Genomic DNA, 13,914 nt, shown 5'->3' on the forward strand with positions numbered 1-13,914 from the left:
TTACTCGAAAGACATTAAGCTTTTCTAAGAAGAAAGAAAATCACGAAGCTGTCTTGCATCTATTTTTATTGAAATATAATCAGGATATGAAAGATAGATGGATAACACGTTAGATTTGGACACTACCTAAAGATGATCAGGTAGTGATCCTGCTAATCACAGTCGGGAAACGAGCTGATAGCATAGTTTATGACGAAGCTAAAAAGCGCATTAATGACTAAAAATGGGAGCTTAAAGCTCCCATTTTTGATTTCGTATAAAGTGTATTATGTTAATTTTAGGAAAAATTAATCAACCGCTTAAGTTAATAGAACCTTTTTCTCTATAGTTAAGTAAAAAATTTATCAACTTTTCCTTTTCATATTCTTCAAATGGTAAAAAAAACATTCTATTACCTGAATCTTTTAAGCGGATAATGTGAATATATTTTCTGTTAAATCCATCTAAGTAGCTCCATGTTGTAGTGTCAATATTCTTATCAAAATTAAAATCTTGAATTTTATGAGTAAAAATTAATTTATTAAAAATTAAAACTCCATCCACTAAAGAGATTTTAACTACAACATTTTTATAAATTTTTATAAATCTATAAAATAGACATATGAAACAGATTAAAGATAAACATAATGGGAAAATGTAATGTGTTGAAAATGTCACACCTTGAATATCTCTAAGGTTAATTTCAGAATTAAAAACAGCATGTAACATATAAAAAAAGCCACATAAAAAAATAACCATAAGAGTTACTTCTCTGTACATTAACTTTATTCTTTCTTTATTCAAAAAAAAGTTAGGATCACATATTTCAGAAGTAACCATGATTTATTCATTTCCCTAGTTGTATTCAATAAATTTATCAATCAATTTTTTAGATGATCTCAGACCAATTTAACATAATAGCTGTTATAAGAAATGAAAAAGCCTAGACTCGTATCTAGGCTTTAAATTTTAAAAAATACATAAAAATTAAGGTGATAGTCTCAATTTTTTAGCTTCGTATAACGTGTATTATGTTAATTTTAGAAATTCTTAAATTTTAATTACTTATAAAATTTGATATTATTGAGAATAATAATTATTTATTAAATTTATTGTTATGTTCAAAGGTAAAAGTTTTGATAACCTTCTAAAATTATCAACTTATATGTTTTGGTTGTTAACTATGTGGTCGATAGGTATGGCGCTATATGATAAATATATGGGCTATTCTGAAAGTATAGATATGGGACCTACCTTCACTTTTATGTTTTTTGCATTCTTTTCTAAATATCAATACGCTATTCAATACTGGCTGAGTAAATTAGAAATTACAAATACACAAGAAAGAAATAGACAACTTCAAATAGACGCAGATGAAAGAATCAAAAGATAAAAGTTTAGCTGTGGCATATTTTTTACTTATTTTCTGTGGATTCTTAGGTATCCATAGATTTTATTTAGGAAAAAACATTAGCGGTATTCTTTTTATTATTCTTTCTTATTCATATTTACCCTTTTCACCAGCAATCGTATTCGTTGGTATTTGGCTAATAATAGATATTTTTCTATTACCTACGTTAGTTAAGTCAGCAAACTCTTTAAAACATAATGTCATTTAACATAATGGCTGTTATACGAAATAAAAAAACCTAGGTCTTAAATTTAAAAAAATATATAAAAATTAAGGCTATAGTCTCAATTTTTCAACTTCGCATAACAGGTATTATGTTAATTTTAGGAAATCTTAAGTTTTAATTACTTATAAAAAACCATATAATTGAAAATGATAACTATTTACAAAATGTGATATGCCTAAATACTATATTCCTGAATTTTATATAAAAAATTTTCTCATCTCATTACTGGGCTTAGTAGCAATTGCTATGATAGTTTCATTTATTTTTGACTATTCACATAATCTTTACTTGAATTACAGTGTCTCAATTTGTATAGCAATTATTGGAACAATAATTATTGGATACTCTAATGCCGCTAATAGTAAAAAAGAAAAAGAAGGACAACCTCTATTTTTACACCTATTTCTCACAATTTCTTTATTTATAGTTAATAGTATTTGGGGTGATATAAGTATCTTTATATGTTTTTTAAGAGAGTGTTTATCTCTACTATTTTTGCAACTTGGTGTTTATTTATATGCTAGAGCAAAAGGACTTAGAACAGAATGAATAAAAAAACTAGATGGATCATTCTTATAATCAGCTTAATAGTTGTATACGGTCTTGGATATTTTGCATATATCAATATAGCTACAGGAAACCCTCTCTTAGGTGTGATACCAGAAATATTACTGTATTTAACTCCTATATATTTTATTACTAGCATTCTTATTGAGCTTTTGATAGGTGAAGCACCTCATAGGCAGGTCAAAAAAGCTGTTATTAAAGCTCTATTACTCTTATGCTTTTTTATATTGTTCGCTTTAACGTATTGGGCTTTCCATAAATACATCATTCTTGAAAATCAGTTAGAGCATACTTTCATATCAGAAAATGCACATCTCATTTTCTTAATGTTAGCGATATTTTTCGGCATTAAATTTGCTCAAAAATTAGATTCAAAATAAATGTATTTAAGATTTATTTATTTTTAAAAATAGGCATTTCATGAACGAAAAATTGAAGTGGATCTTCTTATATGGGGGTGGAGCTTGGGGACCTTGTTTTGCTTTAATTACGATGATAATTAGAGGCATCCTAGACAAACCTATGGCGTTTGGTTCTTTTCCGATATTTCTTATCATCTGTATATCTGGGGGAATATTTTTAGGAGCTATAACGTATAAATATGTAATCAACAAGAAATTCGAAAAACAGACTTGTACCTTAGAAAAAGTATCTAAAGGTTTAGCTGTCTGGGGAATACTCCTTAGTTCATATGGACTTTTTCTGCATTTCATACTTGTCCCTTTAAATTACGAGAATACGGCTGGTGCATACATTTTTAAGTGGGTTATTATGGGCATCGGTTTCTATATAACCAACAATATTCGTGAAGATAAGAAAGAATCTAAAAGTCATTTAACATAATGGCTGTTATGCGAAATTCTGTTGTAAACCCATACATTCGAGTTTATTTCTTGCATAAATGTATCCTATAGGATACATTCTTCTTATGTACTCAATATATACCACTGAAATCTTTGATGACTGGTTTAGCAAGTTAAAAGACCAGCAGGCAAAAAGACGTATACAAGTCCGAATTGATCGGGTTGAAGATGGAAACTTTGGAGATACTGAACCAGTCGGTGAAGGTGTCTCTGAATTACGTTTCTTCTTTGGACCTGGCTACAGGATCTATTACTGTAAGCAAGGGCAAAGGGTTGTTATTCTTTTAGCAGGCGGAGACAAATCTACGCAAAGTAAAGATATAAAACTTGCCCTACAATTAGCACAAGATTTAGAGGAGGAGCTGTAAATGGCTATCAAACTTCGTAAATGGGACAGTGCTGAACACCTTAAAACAGAAGAAGATATGCAAGCTTACCTACAAGCCTGTATCGATGAATCTAATGGTGATGCAGCATTTATTGCAAAAGCTTTAGGTAATATTGCTAAAGCTAAAGGAATGGCTCAATTATCAAGAGACACTGGTTTAGGTCGAGAAAGCCTTTATAAAGCCCTTTCTGGCGATGTAAATCCAAGCTTTGATACTGTTATTAAAGTCGTAAAAGCATTGAATTTACGCTTAGCAATTTAAAAAAAACTAATAAAAAAGGGAGCTTTAAGCTCCCTTTTTCAACTTCGTATAACGGGTATTATGTTAATTTTAGAAAAATTTAATTGAAGTTAGGTCCTAGAATGTCAATCTTACAGAATGCTGTTGATTCAATATCTTTAGGGATTGAAGACTATGAAATGGCTACAAGTGATATAAGAAGATATGTTTCTTGTACTAGAAACATATTTGCAGGAATTTTATTACTTTTTAAACATAAGTTAAGTGAACTAAGTCCAAATGGTTCTGATGAAGTTCTAATTAAACAAAAAATCATCCCAAAAATTGAAATAGATTCAATTGTTTGGGTGGGTGAAGAAAAAAACTGTAGATGTACAAGGAATACAGGAGCGTTTTAAAAGTCTTAATATTAACGTAAATTGGAAAAAGCTAAATGAAGTCCAAACTTATAGAAATAATATAGAACATTACTATGCTACGGCTTCACCTGGCTCGGTCCAAAAAATGATCTCCGACTCATTTATAGTGATCGTAAACTTTATTCAAGACCATTTAGAAGAAGATCCTAGAGAATTATTAGGTTTAGATACTTATGAAGTTATGAGATCTATAGATGAAGTTTATGAAGCTGACAAAGCTATCTGTCTTCAAAAGTTAAAGTCACTGAATTATTTCACTAATACTATTTATGAAATACTAGTTACCACTACATGCAGTGGATGTAGCTCTGGACTAATTACTTCTAGTGAAACAAATGTAGATGCATGTGATACGGATTATATATGTAGATCATGCAACCGTGGCTTTGACTATGAAAATCTTGTCACTAAAGCCTTTGAAAAAAAATATGCCGTTTCTTTTAGAGATATTGCAAATGGCGCAGAAGATACAAGTTCTGAATGTCCGGAATGTGATGGATATTTATTCTATGATGAAGGAGTTTGCATCTGTTGTGGACATGAAATTAGTTTAGTTTGTGATGTCTGTGATACACCTATTCCTCCTTCAGAAGTATTAGGTTTTGATGGCACTTGTTCATCTTGCACCTATCGTTGGGAAAAGATGCAAGATGAATAGATTGTGTTAAATATAGTAGCGGCTGTTCAAATCCCTATTTATTCTTTTAATTGGGAATAGGTGATTTCTTATATACTAGAATTTATTGTGAATAACTCATTTCAGACTTTCAGGTTATGATGCAAGTAAAGTGTTTAGAAGCAGATTTAAAATCTATAGCTATTAACTATATGATTCATAATTCAATTTTAGAAAAAACCAATACAATTATCAATGAATTTACTATTGGGGATTACACACGTAGAGTTGATTTAGCCGTTGTAAAACCTAATAGATTATATGCTTATGAAATTAAGAGTGAGGCTGATACGCTGGTAAGGCTACCCGGCCAGATTGAGAGTTACTTGGAGTATTTTGATAAGGTTACAGTTATTTCTGCACGTAAACATATTAAAAAAATTCTAGAAATGGCTCCTCAAAATGTAGAAGTATGGGAGATACATTCTGAGAAATTAAATATTATTAGACGAGGAAAAACTAATATAGTTACTGATAAATTGAAGTTTCTTGAACTAATGACAGTAGCAGATCTGATAAAAATAGCACGTGCAGAGAATGTGCTTTTAAATAGTTATAGAAGGAATGCGATTCAACAAAGATTAATCTATTTACCAAAGTTCAAATTAAGAAAATATGCTTTAGAAGCATTACAGGAAAGATATAAGTCCACAAATTCTGATTTTTTTCAGAAAGTTAGTGAAAGATTTTATACAAAATCTGAAGACTTATATCTTTTAAGATCTAAAAAGGTAGAAAAATTAGATGCCAAATTAGATGTAAATGATTTATTAGAGGCTTTGCAAAATTTAGAAGATGAATTATTTCCGTTATCTTCTACTTAGAAAGCTTCTAAAATATTGCTAATCCACCCAATCTTCATCTGTATCTAATTCATCTAATTTATCGAAGTAATGTAATTGTATATAGAGATGAATATTAATTCTTACGGCTGTAGCTTTTTGAGGCGAAGTAATTCCATATGGATCTTTCAGAGCTGTTTTTTCTATCATTTGTGTACCCCACAAATGTAAATTTGCATCCCAATAATCACTAGCTATTACTTCTTTACAAGCTTCATAATATAAAAATTCTTTCTCATTTTCATCGCCTGTAATAAATTCTTTTCTTACGAATCGCCAGTCGTTTTTCAAAGGATAGTCTATTCGAGGAGGAGGAACACCGCCACCTCCATTAAGGCTATTAGCTCTAGCACTTCCTCTATCAGAATAAATTAATGATAATCCTTCAATATTTGAGACAATTTTATTATAAATTTGTCGTTCATAAATAGGGATTTCACCTTTATAAGATCCTGTAAAGGAATAAGGAAATGAAGTACCAGAAATAGAAATTTTAGCTTCAGGAAAAAATTTAGAGAACCAATTAATAACCTGTACATACTTATAAATATTAATTAAATCGGTACGATCGAAATCGCCATAATCTAAGATTATTAATAAGTTTATGATATTGTTTTTCTTGGAATAAATTTTTTTTAAAACATCAGTGTAATCATTGATTGTTAACTTATTAGTAAGTTCAAGTCTAAGTACAATAGAGGATTTTATCTCAATAAAGCCATCAATTTGAGCATGTAATTCATTACTATCTTGCAACTGAAGAACAGGAAGATAATTCGGATTCTGTTTAAAGAAAGAAACCCACTTTGCATACCCCTTACTAGAGTCATTTAAATCTAATAACTCTTGAGCAATCTGTGTAGTCTTGCCAATACACTCTTTTAAATAGTCCCTGTCAAGATCGAGAATAATTGGTCTATCACTAAAAGCCTTTTTAAGTCGCGCACAAGCTTTCTCCAGGTTAGAGGCAGTGGTCCATTTTTTTAAAGGAATTAGAGGTAATAAGTTATCTTTATCTTTCTCAGGTAATTCTTCTAAAGCGGCCATTTCAGCAGGCTTTAGACAAAGAATAGGAATATACTTTACATCATCAAATGACATTATTTTTCTCTAAATCTTCTCTAATCTGATTTTTAGGGCGGTTACAGAAACTTGCATCTCCTCAGCCACGGCTTCATACATACTTTCTTTGTTTGTACCCTTACTATGCTTTACTAAAAGCTCTTTTATAAGGCTCAAAGGCATTAAAATATCAGCTGCTAATTTATTTGCTTCAGTTTCAATAACATTCGATAAGGATGATCTATAGAGAACATCATCCTGAATCCCAGCTTGTAATAAATGTCTATGTAATAAAAAGTGCGAAATTTCATGAGCTAGCGTATATCGTTGTCTATTCAAAGCATCATGTCTATTAATTCTAATCGTTACGACACCATCAACCTCTTTAATTTCTCCAGAGATATTTGCAGGTAATGTCGATTTCTTAACTATTAAACCTAATTCATGAGCTAAGGCACCTAGTTTCATTGGTATCTCTTTTTGATATTTCTCAATAATCGCTCTATCTTTAGGATCTAACTTCATCCACTCGTTCGAATTACTCATTATTCAATTCCACATCAAATTCTGGATAGATATCAAAACCACTACTACCTTCTTTATAAGAATTATTCCGTAACAGCATATCAACAACACTCTGAATTTGTGGCGTTAACTTGCCGTCATCAATTAATCTTGCAATTTCAGTAATAGTTATTCCATGCAGTTGTTTATTAACTTCATCTTCTGCAATTTGACTAGCTACTTCTTTAGATTTTTCTTCTGCAATTGATTGAGCACTATCTTTAATTTTTTTGTACCCAAAAATACTTATAAGAGCTACAACGACTCCTAAAACTGTAATTATGATAGTGACGCAGCCAAGTAAAATAGTAACCCATATGGCGAAATTAAAATTACTCTCTTTATTTTGATCGCTTTCAAGCTTATTCAATAAAGTCGAATACTTTTCATTTAACTCTTTAAGAGCCCCTTGTTGAGTAGTAATAATAGACTCGAGTTCTTTAATTTTAGCTTCATTAGCATGGTTATATTGAGCAGCAGTTATAACCGTGCTCTCATTCGATGCATGCAGAGGCTGTAAGCATAGTAAGCTTATGAAGAGTGTTAAAATGATATTAAGCATTTATTAAATTATTGATTTGAAATATTAATTTTTAATTAAAACACCATTTGAAAAATTAAAAAAGATCTACTCAAATAAATTTCATCCAAATAGTTAAAGCTCATATATTCTCTATTTATAACCCCAATCTCAAATCTGCCATCATAATAAATCTCAATTTATAACAAGTTAGAAATAGGCTTATCCATGATTCGGGTTATTTAACATAAAATCTCTTATACGAAATTCGATCTGTAAGCCTCAGCATACAAGTATTGAGGTAGATCACCTCTATTTCAGAGCTAGGGATTAACCTATTCTGAGTACATCAGGAACAGGAAGTTCCGGAACAAAAAACAATAATGATAAGTTCTAAAACACGGAAGATAGGTACGACAGGAGTTATACCTTGCACTACCCCATACGAAAAAAGCCCAACAGGATGTTGGGCTTTTTTATTTAAGGTATCGTATGCCAAAGCTTGAATGTGGTTGTTTGACGGTTAGGATCGCTTTCAAATCCTGCAATTAAATCTGCTAAAGGTGAGCCGCTTTCCCAAAATATGGCATAAAGCATAATTAACTGCTGAGCATAGTCCAGATCTTCCTCATCTTCATATTGAATGAATAAAGAGATCTTCTTTCTATTACGTTCAAATAAAAAAACAAAAACCGTTTTTTCATTCTGATCATGTCCTAAAAATTTATCTCTTTTCACTTACTTACCCTTTTTTTCGATGTACCTATATTACTCAAAATAAAGATAGAGGGGTTAAATCGAGTGAAATTAGAACCCTGGCCCATCATAGTCTCTATCTCTTTGACGCTTTCGTTCTCTTATCTTGTCTTCACTAAAGTCTCGAGCGTTTCTAATGCGTTGACTAATTGCTGCATAAGTTTCTGCTGTTGCTGTTGAGTCGCTTGGACCTCTTGAAGTAGCGCTGTAGGTTGCTGCAGTAACTCGTTCACTCTGTGTTCTGCGTCCTTCGCACTCTCGAGACCATTCATTATATTGCTTCGGAACTTTCCATTGATAAACGTAACCACTTCTTGAGCTTCGCTGTTCAGCTGTTCGATGTGCTGTTGAGTGGTTTTTGCGAGCAAGGTCTTGTTCTGTTCGAATTGCTTCTCTAAGTCTATTAACTTGTTGTTCACGAGCTCTTGTTGCTTCAAGGAGCTGTTCGCCAGTTTGATGAAGTCGTTGATACATGCATCCAATTTCTGAGTCTGTGCCAAGCGCTCGGATCTCATCAATTGCACTTCGTATGCCATGGCTTTGACTTGATGATTGAACTGATCTTTGTAAGCTTCCATCATCTTTTGGAATTGTGCTTCTTGCTCTGTCTTTAACTGTTGGAGCAGATTCTTGTCTTCTAATAAAGCGTTGAGTGTATCCATCAATTAAATTTTCCAAAGTAGCGTAATGAAGATCAGGAACAATGCTCCGCCCCCTATCATCATGCTGTAGGTCAGGTAGTTTTCGTTCTGTTGATTCCACGCTTTGGCTTCGTTCGTCTTGTCGTGAATATCTGCTAGGAACTCGTTGTTGTGCTTGGTAAAGGTCATCAGACTCTTGAGCTGCTGATCCTGTGTGTTGAGACGCTCCTCGAATGCCTGTATCTGCTGCTTCAGCTGTTTGTTCTCTTCCTGAATGAGTTCGCTGCGCTGATTGATCAGCGTGATATGCTCGGCCGTCTGTCGATACAAGCTCGCCAAGCGTTCTTGTGTTTCGATCATTTGCTCGCTCAGGCTGTTCGCATCCTGCTTCCATTCGCTGCCCATGTCCTCGAACTGACGTCGATACTGTGCTGAGGTCTCGGTCATAGTACGCAGTGTTTTGTTCAGTTCGTCTATGCCGACTTGCGCTAAGGCATTCTCTAAGTTCTGCAAGATTGGTGTCAAAGAAGCGTTCAACTTGTCTTGCGCCTCGGTGAAGTTGTCCTGTTGCAGTTTCTTGCTCTGCTCGAGCTGTTGCAATAATTTGAGCTTTAAGTGTTCGGCTTCGTTGTTCATCAAATTCTTCTTCAAAAATCTGCCCACGCAAGCGTAAGGCTTTGTCAAATGCAGGAGAGGTAAAGGAGATATAACTTGGTCGGTCGCCATGTGCTTTAACGCTACGTACACCACCAAATTGGCTTAAGAATTTTTTAACGTCTTCATGGTTTTGAATCGCACCACGAGCAAATTCAGCGTTCACAGATTCAATCAGCAATGACTTCAGTTCAAGCTGCTCTTTTTGAGTATTGTTAATTGGTTTAGCTTCAGTCAAAGCGGCAATACGTTGTTGACGTTCAACACGGCTAATTTTATAAATCTGCTTACGAAGTGGATCTTGGGGATCACTCCAATTGTATTTGTAGTTCAGATAATCTCGAACACAGTTAAAATCATATTCGTGTCCGGGTGGGGCAGGGTTGTAAGCAAGTCCGGTCTTAAGATCTGTTCGAAGCATCAAGACATGCACATGTTTGCTGCCATCTTGTTCTTCATGCAATACTGCTAAAGTACTTCTACGATGTTCATCTAAACCTGCAAAAGCGGTGGAATAGAACTCATCTAAAGCCTCACGGATCTGTTCTGCTGAGGGTTGATCTTCGACTGTCCAAGACAGTACCGCAGAGGTGTATTTGTGCTTGGTTTCAAGATTGTCACCGACAATCCTTACCCATGCACTATCCCCATCGAGAATTTTAACCCCATGCCGTAATTCGTCTTTGCTATCACGATCAGCAATCAAATAATCAATCGCTTTGCTGACCTTGCCTGTGCCCCGACTAAGGAACTTGATCAGCATTTTTAACCCCTTTACCCACTAAGTCTTTCAGATGGTTGTCCATTTGTTTTAACACTTGAATCAGTTCAAGCAACTCGAGTGTTTGACCATTGAGATTGGCTGTATTCAGTGCTTTGGCGATCTGATTTAAGTTATTCCCCATCTGAGCAACATGTCTTAAAAGCAGTGGATCAACGTAGCTTGGTTTTTTAAAGGTACGTTCGCTTCGTTTAAAGAGGTGGGTGTCCTCTGTTTGTTGGATAGGTTGATCCAAATACAAACTTTGTGAAACCAAGTAACGGATATAGTTCGACTTGTTCAGTTTTTTCTTCTCAGCCTCAACTTCAATCCGTTCTAATTCCTCACTGTTAAAACGTACAGTGATGCTCTTGCTCCGATTACTGAGTGCTTTTTTCGTTTTAGCTTCTTGAATCTCAAGCTGTTTTTCAGAAGTTAGATCATTCGATTCTGTTGGCATAGGCATCACATGTTGAGTCGTGGTGGGGGTTCCAAGGGGTGAAACCCTTTGGCAAGGTCTGAGGATTAGAAAAGGGTATCCAATAGGATAACATTTTGTAAGACATCAGTAACCTTGCTTTAAATTTTACTGTCTTCGCTTAAATATAGCTTAAATCTAATTTCATGTCCTTAATTTGATACGTGGAAATCGAAAATTTCATTCAATTAAAAAAAGAAAAAATGCTTTTAATTACTTTTAAATGCTTTTAATGCTTTTAGACAGCCTGAAAGCCTTTAATAGCAAGGGTCTCAGAGCTTATATGTCCACGTTTACCTTGCAATATGTCCACGTTTACCTTGCAATATGTCCACGTTTACCTTGCAATATGTCCACGTTTACCTTGCAATAGTACACAAAAATTATTAATGTGGACTTATTAGAAAAAGAATTTGCCCCATGAAAAGTTTAGTTGTCAAAGATAATGCTCTGGTTAATGCTAGTTACGACTTAGATTTAGTAGAACAAAGATTAGTTCTATTAGCGATTGTAGAAGCAAGAGAGAGTGGTAAAGGGATTAATGCGAATGATCCCTTAGTGATTCATGCTGAGAGCTATATAAATCAGTTTAAGGTTCATAGAAATACAGCTTACCAAGCCTTAAAAGATGCTTGTAAGTACCTTTTTGCCCGTCAATTTAGTTATCAAGAGGAAAAGGATAATGGAACCGTTAGAAACGTAACAAGCCGTTGGGTATCTCAAATTGCATACAATGATAATGAAGCATCAGTCGATCTGATATTTGCTCCTGCTGTAGTGCCATTCATTACACGACTAGAGGAGCGATTTACGAAGTACGAATTGGAGCAAGTTTCCAATCTTAAAAGTGCTTATGCAATTAGGCTTTATGAATTATTAATTCAATGGAGAAGTATTGGAAAAACTCCTGTTATTAGACTTGATGAGTTTCGTAAAAAAGTTGGAGTATTAGATAATGAATATTTAAGAATGGCTCATTTAAAAGAGAGGGTTATAGATTTAGCTATTAAACAGATTAATGAACACACAGATATTACAATGACTTATGAACAACATAAGACAGGCAGGATTATTACTGGTTTCTCTTTCAAATTTAAGCAGAAACAATCTATACCAACTGAAAGAACCGAAAAGGCAGCTTTAAAAGATCTAAACACCATAGATATGTTCCATAAGCTCACTGAGAAGCAGCTAGACATGTTTAGCAGTAAATTAGGGGACTTAGCCGCTGTGCAAGCAATGGCGCACGTAGGCGAGGATATGAAGCCCTTTGTAGCACGTTTACGCTCGATGTTGATGGATGCAGAGCAGCAGAAAGTATTGCTTCCCTATCTCAAAGAGGTAGGTTATAACGCAGCTTAATTTTTATCTGAGCTAACAAGTCAGACCAAAAAATGGATAAAATATAGGCGTGGAACGATCTAATTCACGTAAAAAGCCCAACCTGCTTGGATTGGGCTTTTATGATTTGGTTAAGCTATTGAATTTTATCAACTAATAAAACCGATTTCGTATAAGCTGTATTATGTTAATTTTAGGAAATCTTAAGATAATTATTAATGAGTGGCTTAATGAATAAAGAAATTTCTGTATTACTGCATGACGTTCCTACTCATGCAGATTACGCATGTGATGCAACAGATTTAGATCCAGAAGATATTCCTGAAGATCGTATAGAACAAGTCATAAATTTATTAAATTCTTCTGATGAAAATATTGTATTTGAGGCAGCAAAACTTCTGACTAATTGGGGACAATCCTCTGGTTTTGATGCATTAGTAAATTTATTAAATGAAAATAAATTAGTTGGTTATATAGATCATCGTTTACATGGTTATGATGATACACTTCAGCATGTACTTAGAGCTTTTGTTCGTTATTGGGCATTCCAAGCTGATCTAGGATTTGGTGAACAGGCTAGAATAAAAATATTTCATCCTATACAAAAGATTATAGAAATATCTAATACAGAACCATTTGATATTAGTCGCTTATTTTGGTTAATTGATGATGAAAAATACGATGAATATATTCCTTTAATTAAAAACCATTTAATCCAAATAATAGATCATCTTGAATTACAATTTTGGAAAATCCATGATGCTATTGAACTGATGCTGAAATTAGAGCCTGAGTTTGTTCATAATTTATTAGAAGAAAAAGGCAAAACATTGGAAGACTTTAAAATTAACACTTTATAAAGTTATACATTTAACATAATGGCTGTTATACGAAGTCGACTTGTAATGCAATTTGCATTACAGTATTCCCAGTACATTAAACAATTGGGAGATATGATGGCTACTGTTAACTTCAGGGTCGATGAAGCCCTTAAAGAAAAGTCCTATTCCATCCTTAAAGAGCAAGGTATTGCACCTACTGATTTCTTTACCAGTATTCTTGAGTATGTTGCTACGACCGGAAAGCTACCAGTCAAAAAAGCTTTGCTTTCAGAAGAAGATGAAGAGCTATTAGCTCTTGTCCGTAAACGCATTAATGATCCTAAGGAGATGTTTGAGGAAGTCACATTAGATGACTTATAAGCTTTTACGTCACAAGGATTTCACAGCAGAATGGGAAAAACTTCCTATTGCTATAAGAGATCAATTTAAGAAGAAATTGGCCAAAGTTATAGAACAACCACATATTCCAAAGAATATGCTTAGAGGCGATCTTGCAGGTTGCTATAAAATCAAATTATTAAAAGCAGGTGTCCGACTTGTCTATCAAGTTAAAGATGGGTAGTGTCAAAATCTAACGTGTTTTTGTAGAATAAATTATCACTAAAACAAGTAAAAAATATCCAATATGATCATCGAAACCACTACTTATCTTTGTACACGTTGCCAATCGCCGAATATCTTTAA

General features: G+C 33.6%; 20 protein-coding genes and 2 pseudogenes. 15 read left to right on the top strand and 7 right to left on the bottom strand.

Annotated features, from left to right (window positions below; all coding sequences use genetic code 11):
• Nucleotides 1-128 precede the first annotated feature (128 nt).
• A pseudogene (locus CYK47_RS15930) lies at nucleotides 129-221 on the top strand (type II toxin-antitoxin system RelE family toxin); the annotation flags it as partial.
• A 70-nt stretch (nucleotides 222-291) separates the two neighbouring features.
• Here the strand turns inward: CYK47_RS15930 and CYK47_RS14010 are convergent.
• Nucleotides 292-819 (bottom strand): hypothetical protein, encoded by a 528-nt coding sequence (locus tag CYK47_RS14010; RefSeq protein WP_122902425.1) that lies wholly within the window; start codon nucleotides 817-819, stop codon nucleotides 292-294.
• A gap of 379 nt (nucleotides 820-1,198) precedes the next feature.
• Between CYK47_RS14010 and CYK47_RS15750 the strand changes: the two genes are divergently transcribed.
• From CYK47_RS15750 to CYK47_RS14055, 10 genes are all read left to right on the top strand, one after another.
• On the top strand, nucleotides 1,199-1,372 hold the full coding sequence (locus CYK47_RS15750) for a hypothetical protein (protein ID WP_249451934.1): 174 nt from the start codon (nucleotides 1,199-1,201) through the stop codon (nucleotides 1,370-1,372).
• A complete protein-coding gene (locus tag CYK47_RS15845) occupies nucleotides 1,353-1,598 on the top strand; it encodes a TM2 domain-containing protein (protein WP_122902427.1) in 246 nt (81 codons plus the stop codon). Before CYK47_RS15750 ends, CYK47_RS15845 begins: the two co-directional genes overlap by 20 nt.
• Before the next feature lie 189 nt (nucleotides 1,599-1,787).
• Nucleotides 1,788-2,165 (top strand): hypothetical protein, encoded by a 378-nt coding sequence (locus CYK47_RS14025; protein WP_122902428.1) that lies wholly within the window; start codon nucleotides 1,788-1,790, stop codon nucleotides 2,163-2,165.
• Complete coding sequence (locus CYK47_RS14030; protein WP_122902429.1) at nucleotides 2,162-2,563, top strand: hypothetical protein; 402 nt, start codon at nucleotides 2,162-2,164, stop codon at nucleotides 2,561-2,563. Before CYK47_RS14025 ends, CYK47_RS14030 begins: the two co-directional genes overlap by 4 nt.
• Before the next feature lie 40 nt (nucleotides 2,564-2,603).
• Nucleotides 2,604-3,026 (top strand): hypothetical protein, encoded by a 423-nt coding sequence (locus CYK47_RS15655; RefSeq protein WP_213072437.1) that lies wholly within the window; start codon nucleotides 2,604-2,606, stop codon nucleotides 3,024-3,026.
• 85 nt (nucleotides 3,027-3,111) lie between these two features.
• Nucleotides 3,112-3,414 carry a type II toxin-antitoxin system RelE/ParE family toxin gene (locus tag CYK47_RS14040; RefSeq protein ID WP_122902430.1) on the top strand — a complete coding sequence of 101 codons (303 nt, stop codon included), beginning with the start codon at nucleotides 3,112-3,114 and terminating at the stop codon, nucleotides 3,412-3,414.
• A complete protein-coding gene (locus tag CYK47_RS14045; RefSeq protein ID WP_000985610.1) occupies nucleotides 3,415-3,696 on the top strand; it encodes an addiction module antidote protein in 282 nt (93 codons plus the stop codon).
• A 101-nt stretch (nucleotides 3,697-3,797) separates the two neighbouring features.
• A complete protein-coding gene (locus CYK47_RS15755; RefSeq protein WP_252150294.1) occupies nucleotides 3,798-4,073 on the top strand; it encodes a hypothetical protein in 276 nt (91 codons plus the stop codon).
• A complete protein-coding gene (locus CYK47_RS14050) occupies nucleotides 4,027-4,752 on the top strand; it encodes a hypothetical protein (RefSeq protein WP_252150295.1) in 726 nt (241 codons plus the stop codon). The genes CYK47_RS15755 and CYK47_RS14050 overlap by 47 nt, the downstream gene beginning before the upstream one ends.
• Before the next feature lie 116 nt (nucleotides 4,753-4,868).
• Nucleotides 4,869-5,594 carry a sce7726 family protein gene (locus CYK47_RS14055; RefSeq protein ID WP_122902431.1) on the top strand — a complete coding sequence of 242 codons (726 nt, stop codon included), beginning with the start codon at nucleotides 4,869-4,871 and terminating at the stop codon, nucleotides 5,592-5,594.
• 18 nt (nucleotides 5,595-5,612) lie between these two features.
• On the opposite strand, the gene CYK47_RS14060 is transcribed toward CYK47_RS14055, so the two are convergent.
• The 6 genes from CYK47_RS14060 to CYK47_RS14090 all read right to left on the bottom strand — a co-directional run bounded on the left by CYK47_RS14060 (nucleotide 5,613) and on the right by CYK47_RS14090 (nucleotide 11,029).
• Nucleotides 5,613-6,713, bottom strand: coding sequence for a beta family protein (locus CYK47_RS14060; protein WP_122902432.1), 1,101 nt, complete (start codon nucleotides 6,711-6,713; stop codon nucleotides 5,613-5,615).
• Between the two features lie 9 nt (nucleotides 6,714-6,722).
• The gene (locus CYK47_RS14065) at nucleotides 6,723-7,220 is read right to left on the bottom strand and encodes an ImmA/IrrE family metallo-endopeptidase (protein ID WP_122902433.1); all 498 of its coding nucleotides are present in this window, start codon (nucleotides 7,218-7,220) and stop codon (nucleotides 6,723-6,725) included.
• A complete protein-coding gene (locus CYK47_RS14070; RefSeq protein ID WP_122902434.1) occupies nucleotides 7,213-7,800 on the bottom strand; it encodes a hypothetical protein in 588 nt (195 codons plus the stop codon). Before CYK47_RS14070 ends, CYK47_RS14065 begins: the two co-directional genes overlap by 8 nt.
• 438 nt (nucleotides 7,801-8,238) lie before the next feature.
• On the bottom strand, nucleotides 8,239-8,496 hold the full coding sequence (locus tag CYK47_RS14075) for a hypothetical protein (protein ID WP_122902435.1): 258 nt from the start codon (nucleotides 8,494-8,496) through the stop codon (nucleotides 8,239-8,241).
• Between the two features lie 69 nt (nucleotides 8,497-8,565).
• Nucleotides 8,566-10,572 (bottom strand): hypothetical protein, encoded by a 2,007-nt coding sequence (locus tag CYK47_RS15530; protein ID WP_164709220.1) that lies wholly within the window; start codon nucleotides 10,570-10,572, stop codon nucleotides 8,566-8,568.
• Entirely contained in the window at nucleotides 10,553-11,029 is a 477-nt protein-coding gene (locus tag CYK47_RS14090) for a plasmid mobilization protein (protein ID WP_164709221.1), read from the bottom strand. The genes CYK47_RS15530 and CYK47_RS14090 overlap by 20 nt, the downstream gene beginning before the upstream one ends.
• A 438-nt stretch (nucleotides 11,030-11,467) precedes the next feature.
• On the opposite strand from CYK47_RS14090, the gene repM reads away from it, so the two are divergent.
• The 4 genes and pseudogenes from repM to CYK47_RS14110 form a co-directional block, all read left to right on the top strand.
• A complete protein-coding gene (repM, locus tag CYK47_RS14095; RefSeq protein WP_122902439.1) occupies nucleotides 11,468-12,409 on the top strand; it encodes a replication initiation protein RepM in 942 nt (313 codons plus the stop codon).
• Nucleotides 12,410-12,618: 209 nt separating this feature from the next.
• Nucleotides 12,619-13,248: a hypothetical protein gene (locus CYK47_RS14100; RefSeq protein WP_122902440.1), complete on the top strand. Its 630-nt coding sequence runs from the start codon at nucleotides 12,619-12,621 to the stop codon at nucleotides 13,246-13,248.
• A 96-nt stretch (nucleotides 13,249-13,344) separates the two neighbouring features.
• Nucleotides 13,345-13,590 (top strand): type II toxin-antitoxin system RelB/DinJ family antitoxin, encoded by a 246-nt coding sequence (locus tag CYK47_RS14105; RefSeq protein ID WP_000246756.1) that lies wholly within the window; start codon nucleotides 13,345-13,347, stop codon nucleotides 13,588-13,590.
• Nucleotides 13,580-13,786: pseudogene (locus CYK47_RS14110) on the top strand (type II toxin-antitoxin system RelE family toxin); the annotation flags it as partial. The gene CYK47_RS14105 and the pseudogene CYK47_RS14110, both read left to right, overlap by 11 nt.
• Between the last annotated feature and the right edge of the window lie 128 nt (nucleotides 13,787-13,914).

This window comes from Acinetobacter sp. B51(2017) (genome assembly GCF_003711395.1).
Lineage (GTDB): Bacteria > Pseudomonadota > Gammaproteobacteria > Pseudomonadales > Moraxellaceae > Acinetobacter.

Excerpts from the sequence above, each read along its gene's own strand:
- CYK47_RS14010 (WP_122902425.1), bottom strand. The coding sequence starts at position 819 with ATGGTTACTTCTGAAATATGTGATCCTAACTTTTTTTTGAATAAAGAA.
- CYK47_RS15750 (WP_249451934.1), top strand. The coding sequence starts at position 1,199 with ATGGGCTATTCTGAAAGTATAGATATGGGACCTACCTTCACTTTTATG.
- CYK47_RS15845 (WP_122902427.1), top strand. The coding sequence starts at position 1,353 with ATGAAAGAATCAAAAGATAAAAGTTTAGCTGTGGCATATTTTTTACTT.
- CYK47_RS14025 (WP_122902428.1), top strand. The coding sequence starts at position 1,788 with ATGCCTAAATACTATATTCCTGAATTTTATATAAAAAATTTTCTCATC.
- CYK47_RS14030 (WP_122902429.1), top strand. The coding sequence starts at position 2,162 with ATGAATAAAAAAACTAGATGGATCATTCTTATAATCAGCTTAATAGTT.
- CYK47_RS15655 (WP_213072437.1), top strand. The coding sequence starts at position 2,604 with ATGAACGAAAAATTGAAGTGGATCTTCTTATATGGGGGTGGAGCTTGG.
- CYK47_RS14040 (WP_122902430.1), top strand. The coding sequence starts at position 3,112 with ATGTACTCAATATATACCACTGAAATCTTTGATGACTGGTTTAGCAAG.
- CYK47_RS14045 (WP_000985610.1), top strand. The coding sequence starts at position 3,415 with ATGGCTATCAAACTTCGTAAATGGGACAGTGCTGAACACCTTAAAACA.
- CYK47_RS15755 (WP_252150294.1), top strand. The coding sequence starts at position 3,798 with ATGTCAATCTTACAGAATGCTGTTGATTCAATATCTTTAGGGATTGAA.
- CYK47_RS14055 (WP_122902431.1), top strand. The coding sequence starts at position 4,869 with ATGATGCAAGTAAAGTGTTTAGAAGCAGATTTAAAATCTATAGCTATT.
- CYK47_RS14060 (WP_122902432.1), bottom strand. The coding sequence starts at position 6,713 with ATGTCATTTGATGATGTAAAGTATATTCCTATTCTTTGTCTAAAGCCT.
- CYK47_RS14065 (WP_122902433.1), bottom strand. The coding sequence starts at position 7,220 with ATGAGTAATTCGAACGAGTGGATGAAGTTAGATCCTAAAGATAGAGCG.
- CYK47_RS14070 (WP_122902434.1), bottom strand. The coding sequence starts at position 7,800 with ATGCTTAATATCATTTTAACACTCTTCATAAGCTTACTATGCTTACAG.
- CYK47_RS15530 (WP_164709220.1), bottom strand. The coding sequence starts at position 10,572 with ATGCTGATCAAGTTCCTTAGTCGGGGCACAGGCAAGGTCAGCAAAGCG.
- CYK47_RS14090 (WP_164709221.1), bottom strand. The coding sequence starts at position 11,029 with ATGCCAACAGAATCGAATGATCTAACTTCTGAAAAACAGCTTGAGATT.
- repM (WP_122902439.1), top strand. The coding sequence starts at position 11,468 with ATGAAAAGTTTAGTTGTCAAAGATAATGCTCTGGTTAATGCTAGTTAC.
- CYK47_RS14100 (WP_122902440.1), top strand. The coding sequence starts at position 12,619 with ATGAATAAAGAAATTTCTGTATTACTGCATGACGTTCCTACTCATGCA.
- CYK47_RS14105 (WP_000246756.1), top strand. The coding sequence starts at position 13,345 with ATGGCTACTGTTAACTTCAGGGTCGATGAAGCCCTTAAAGAAAAGTCC.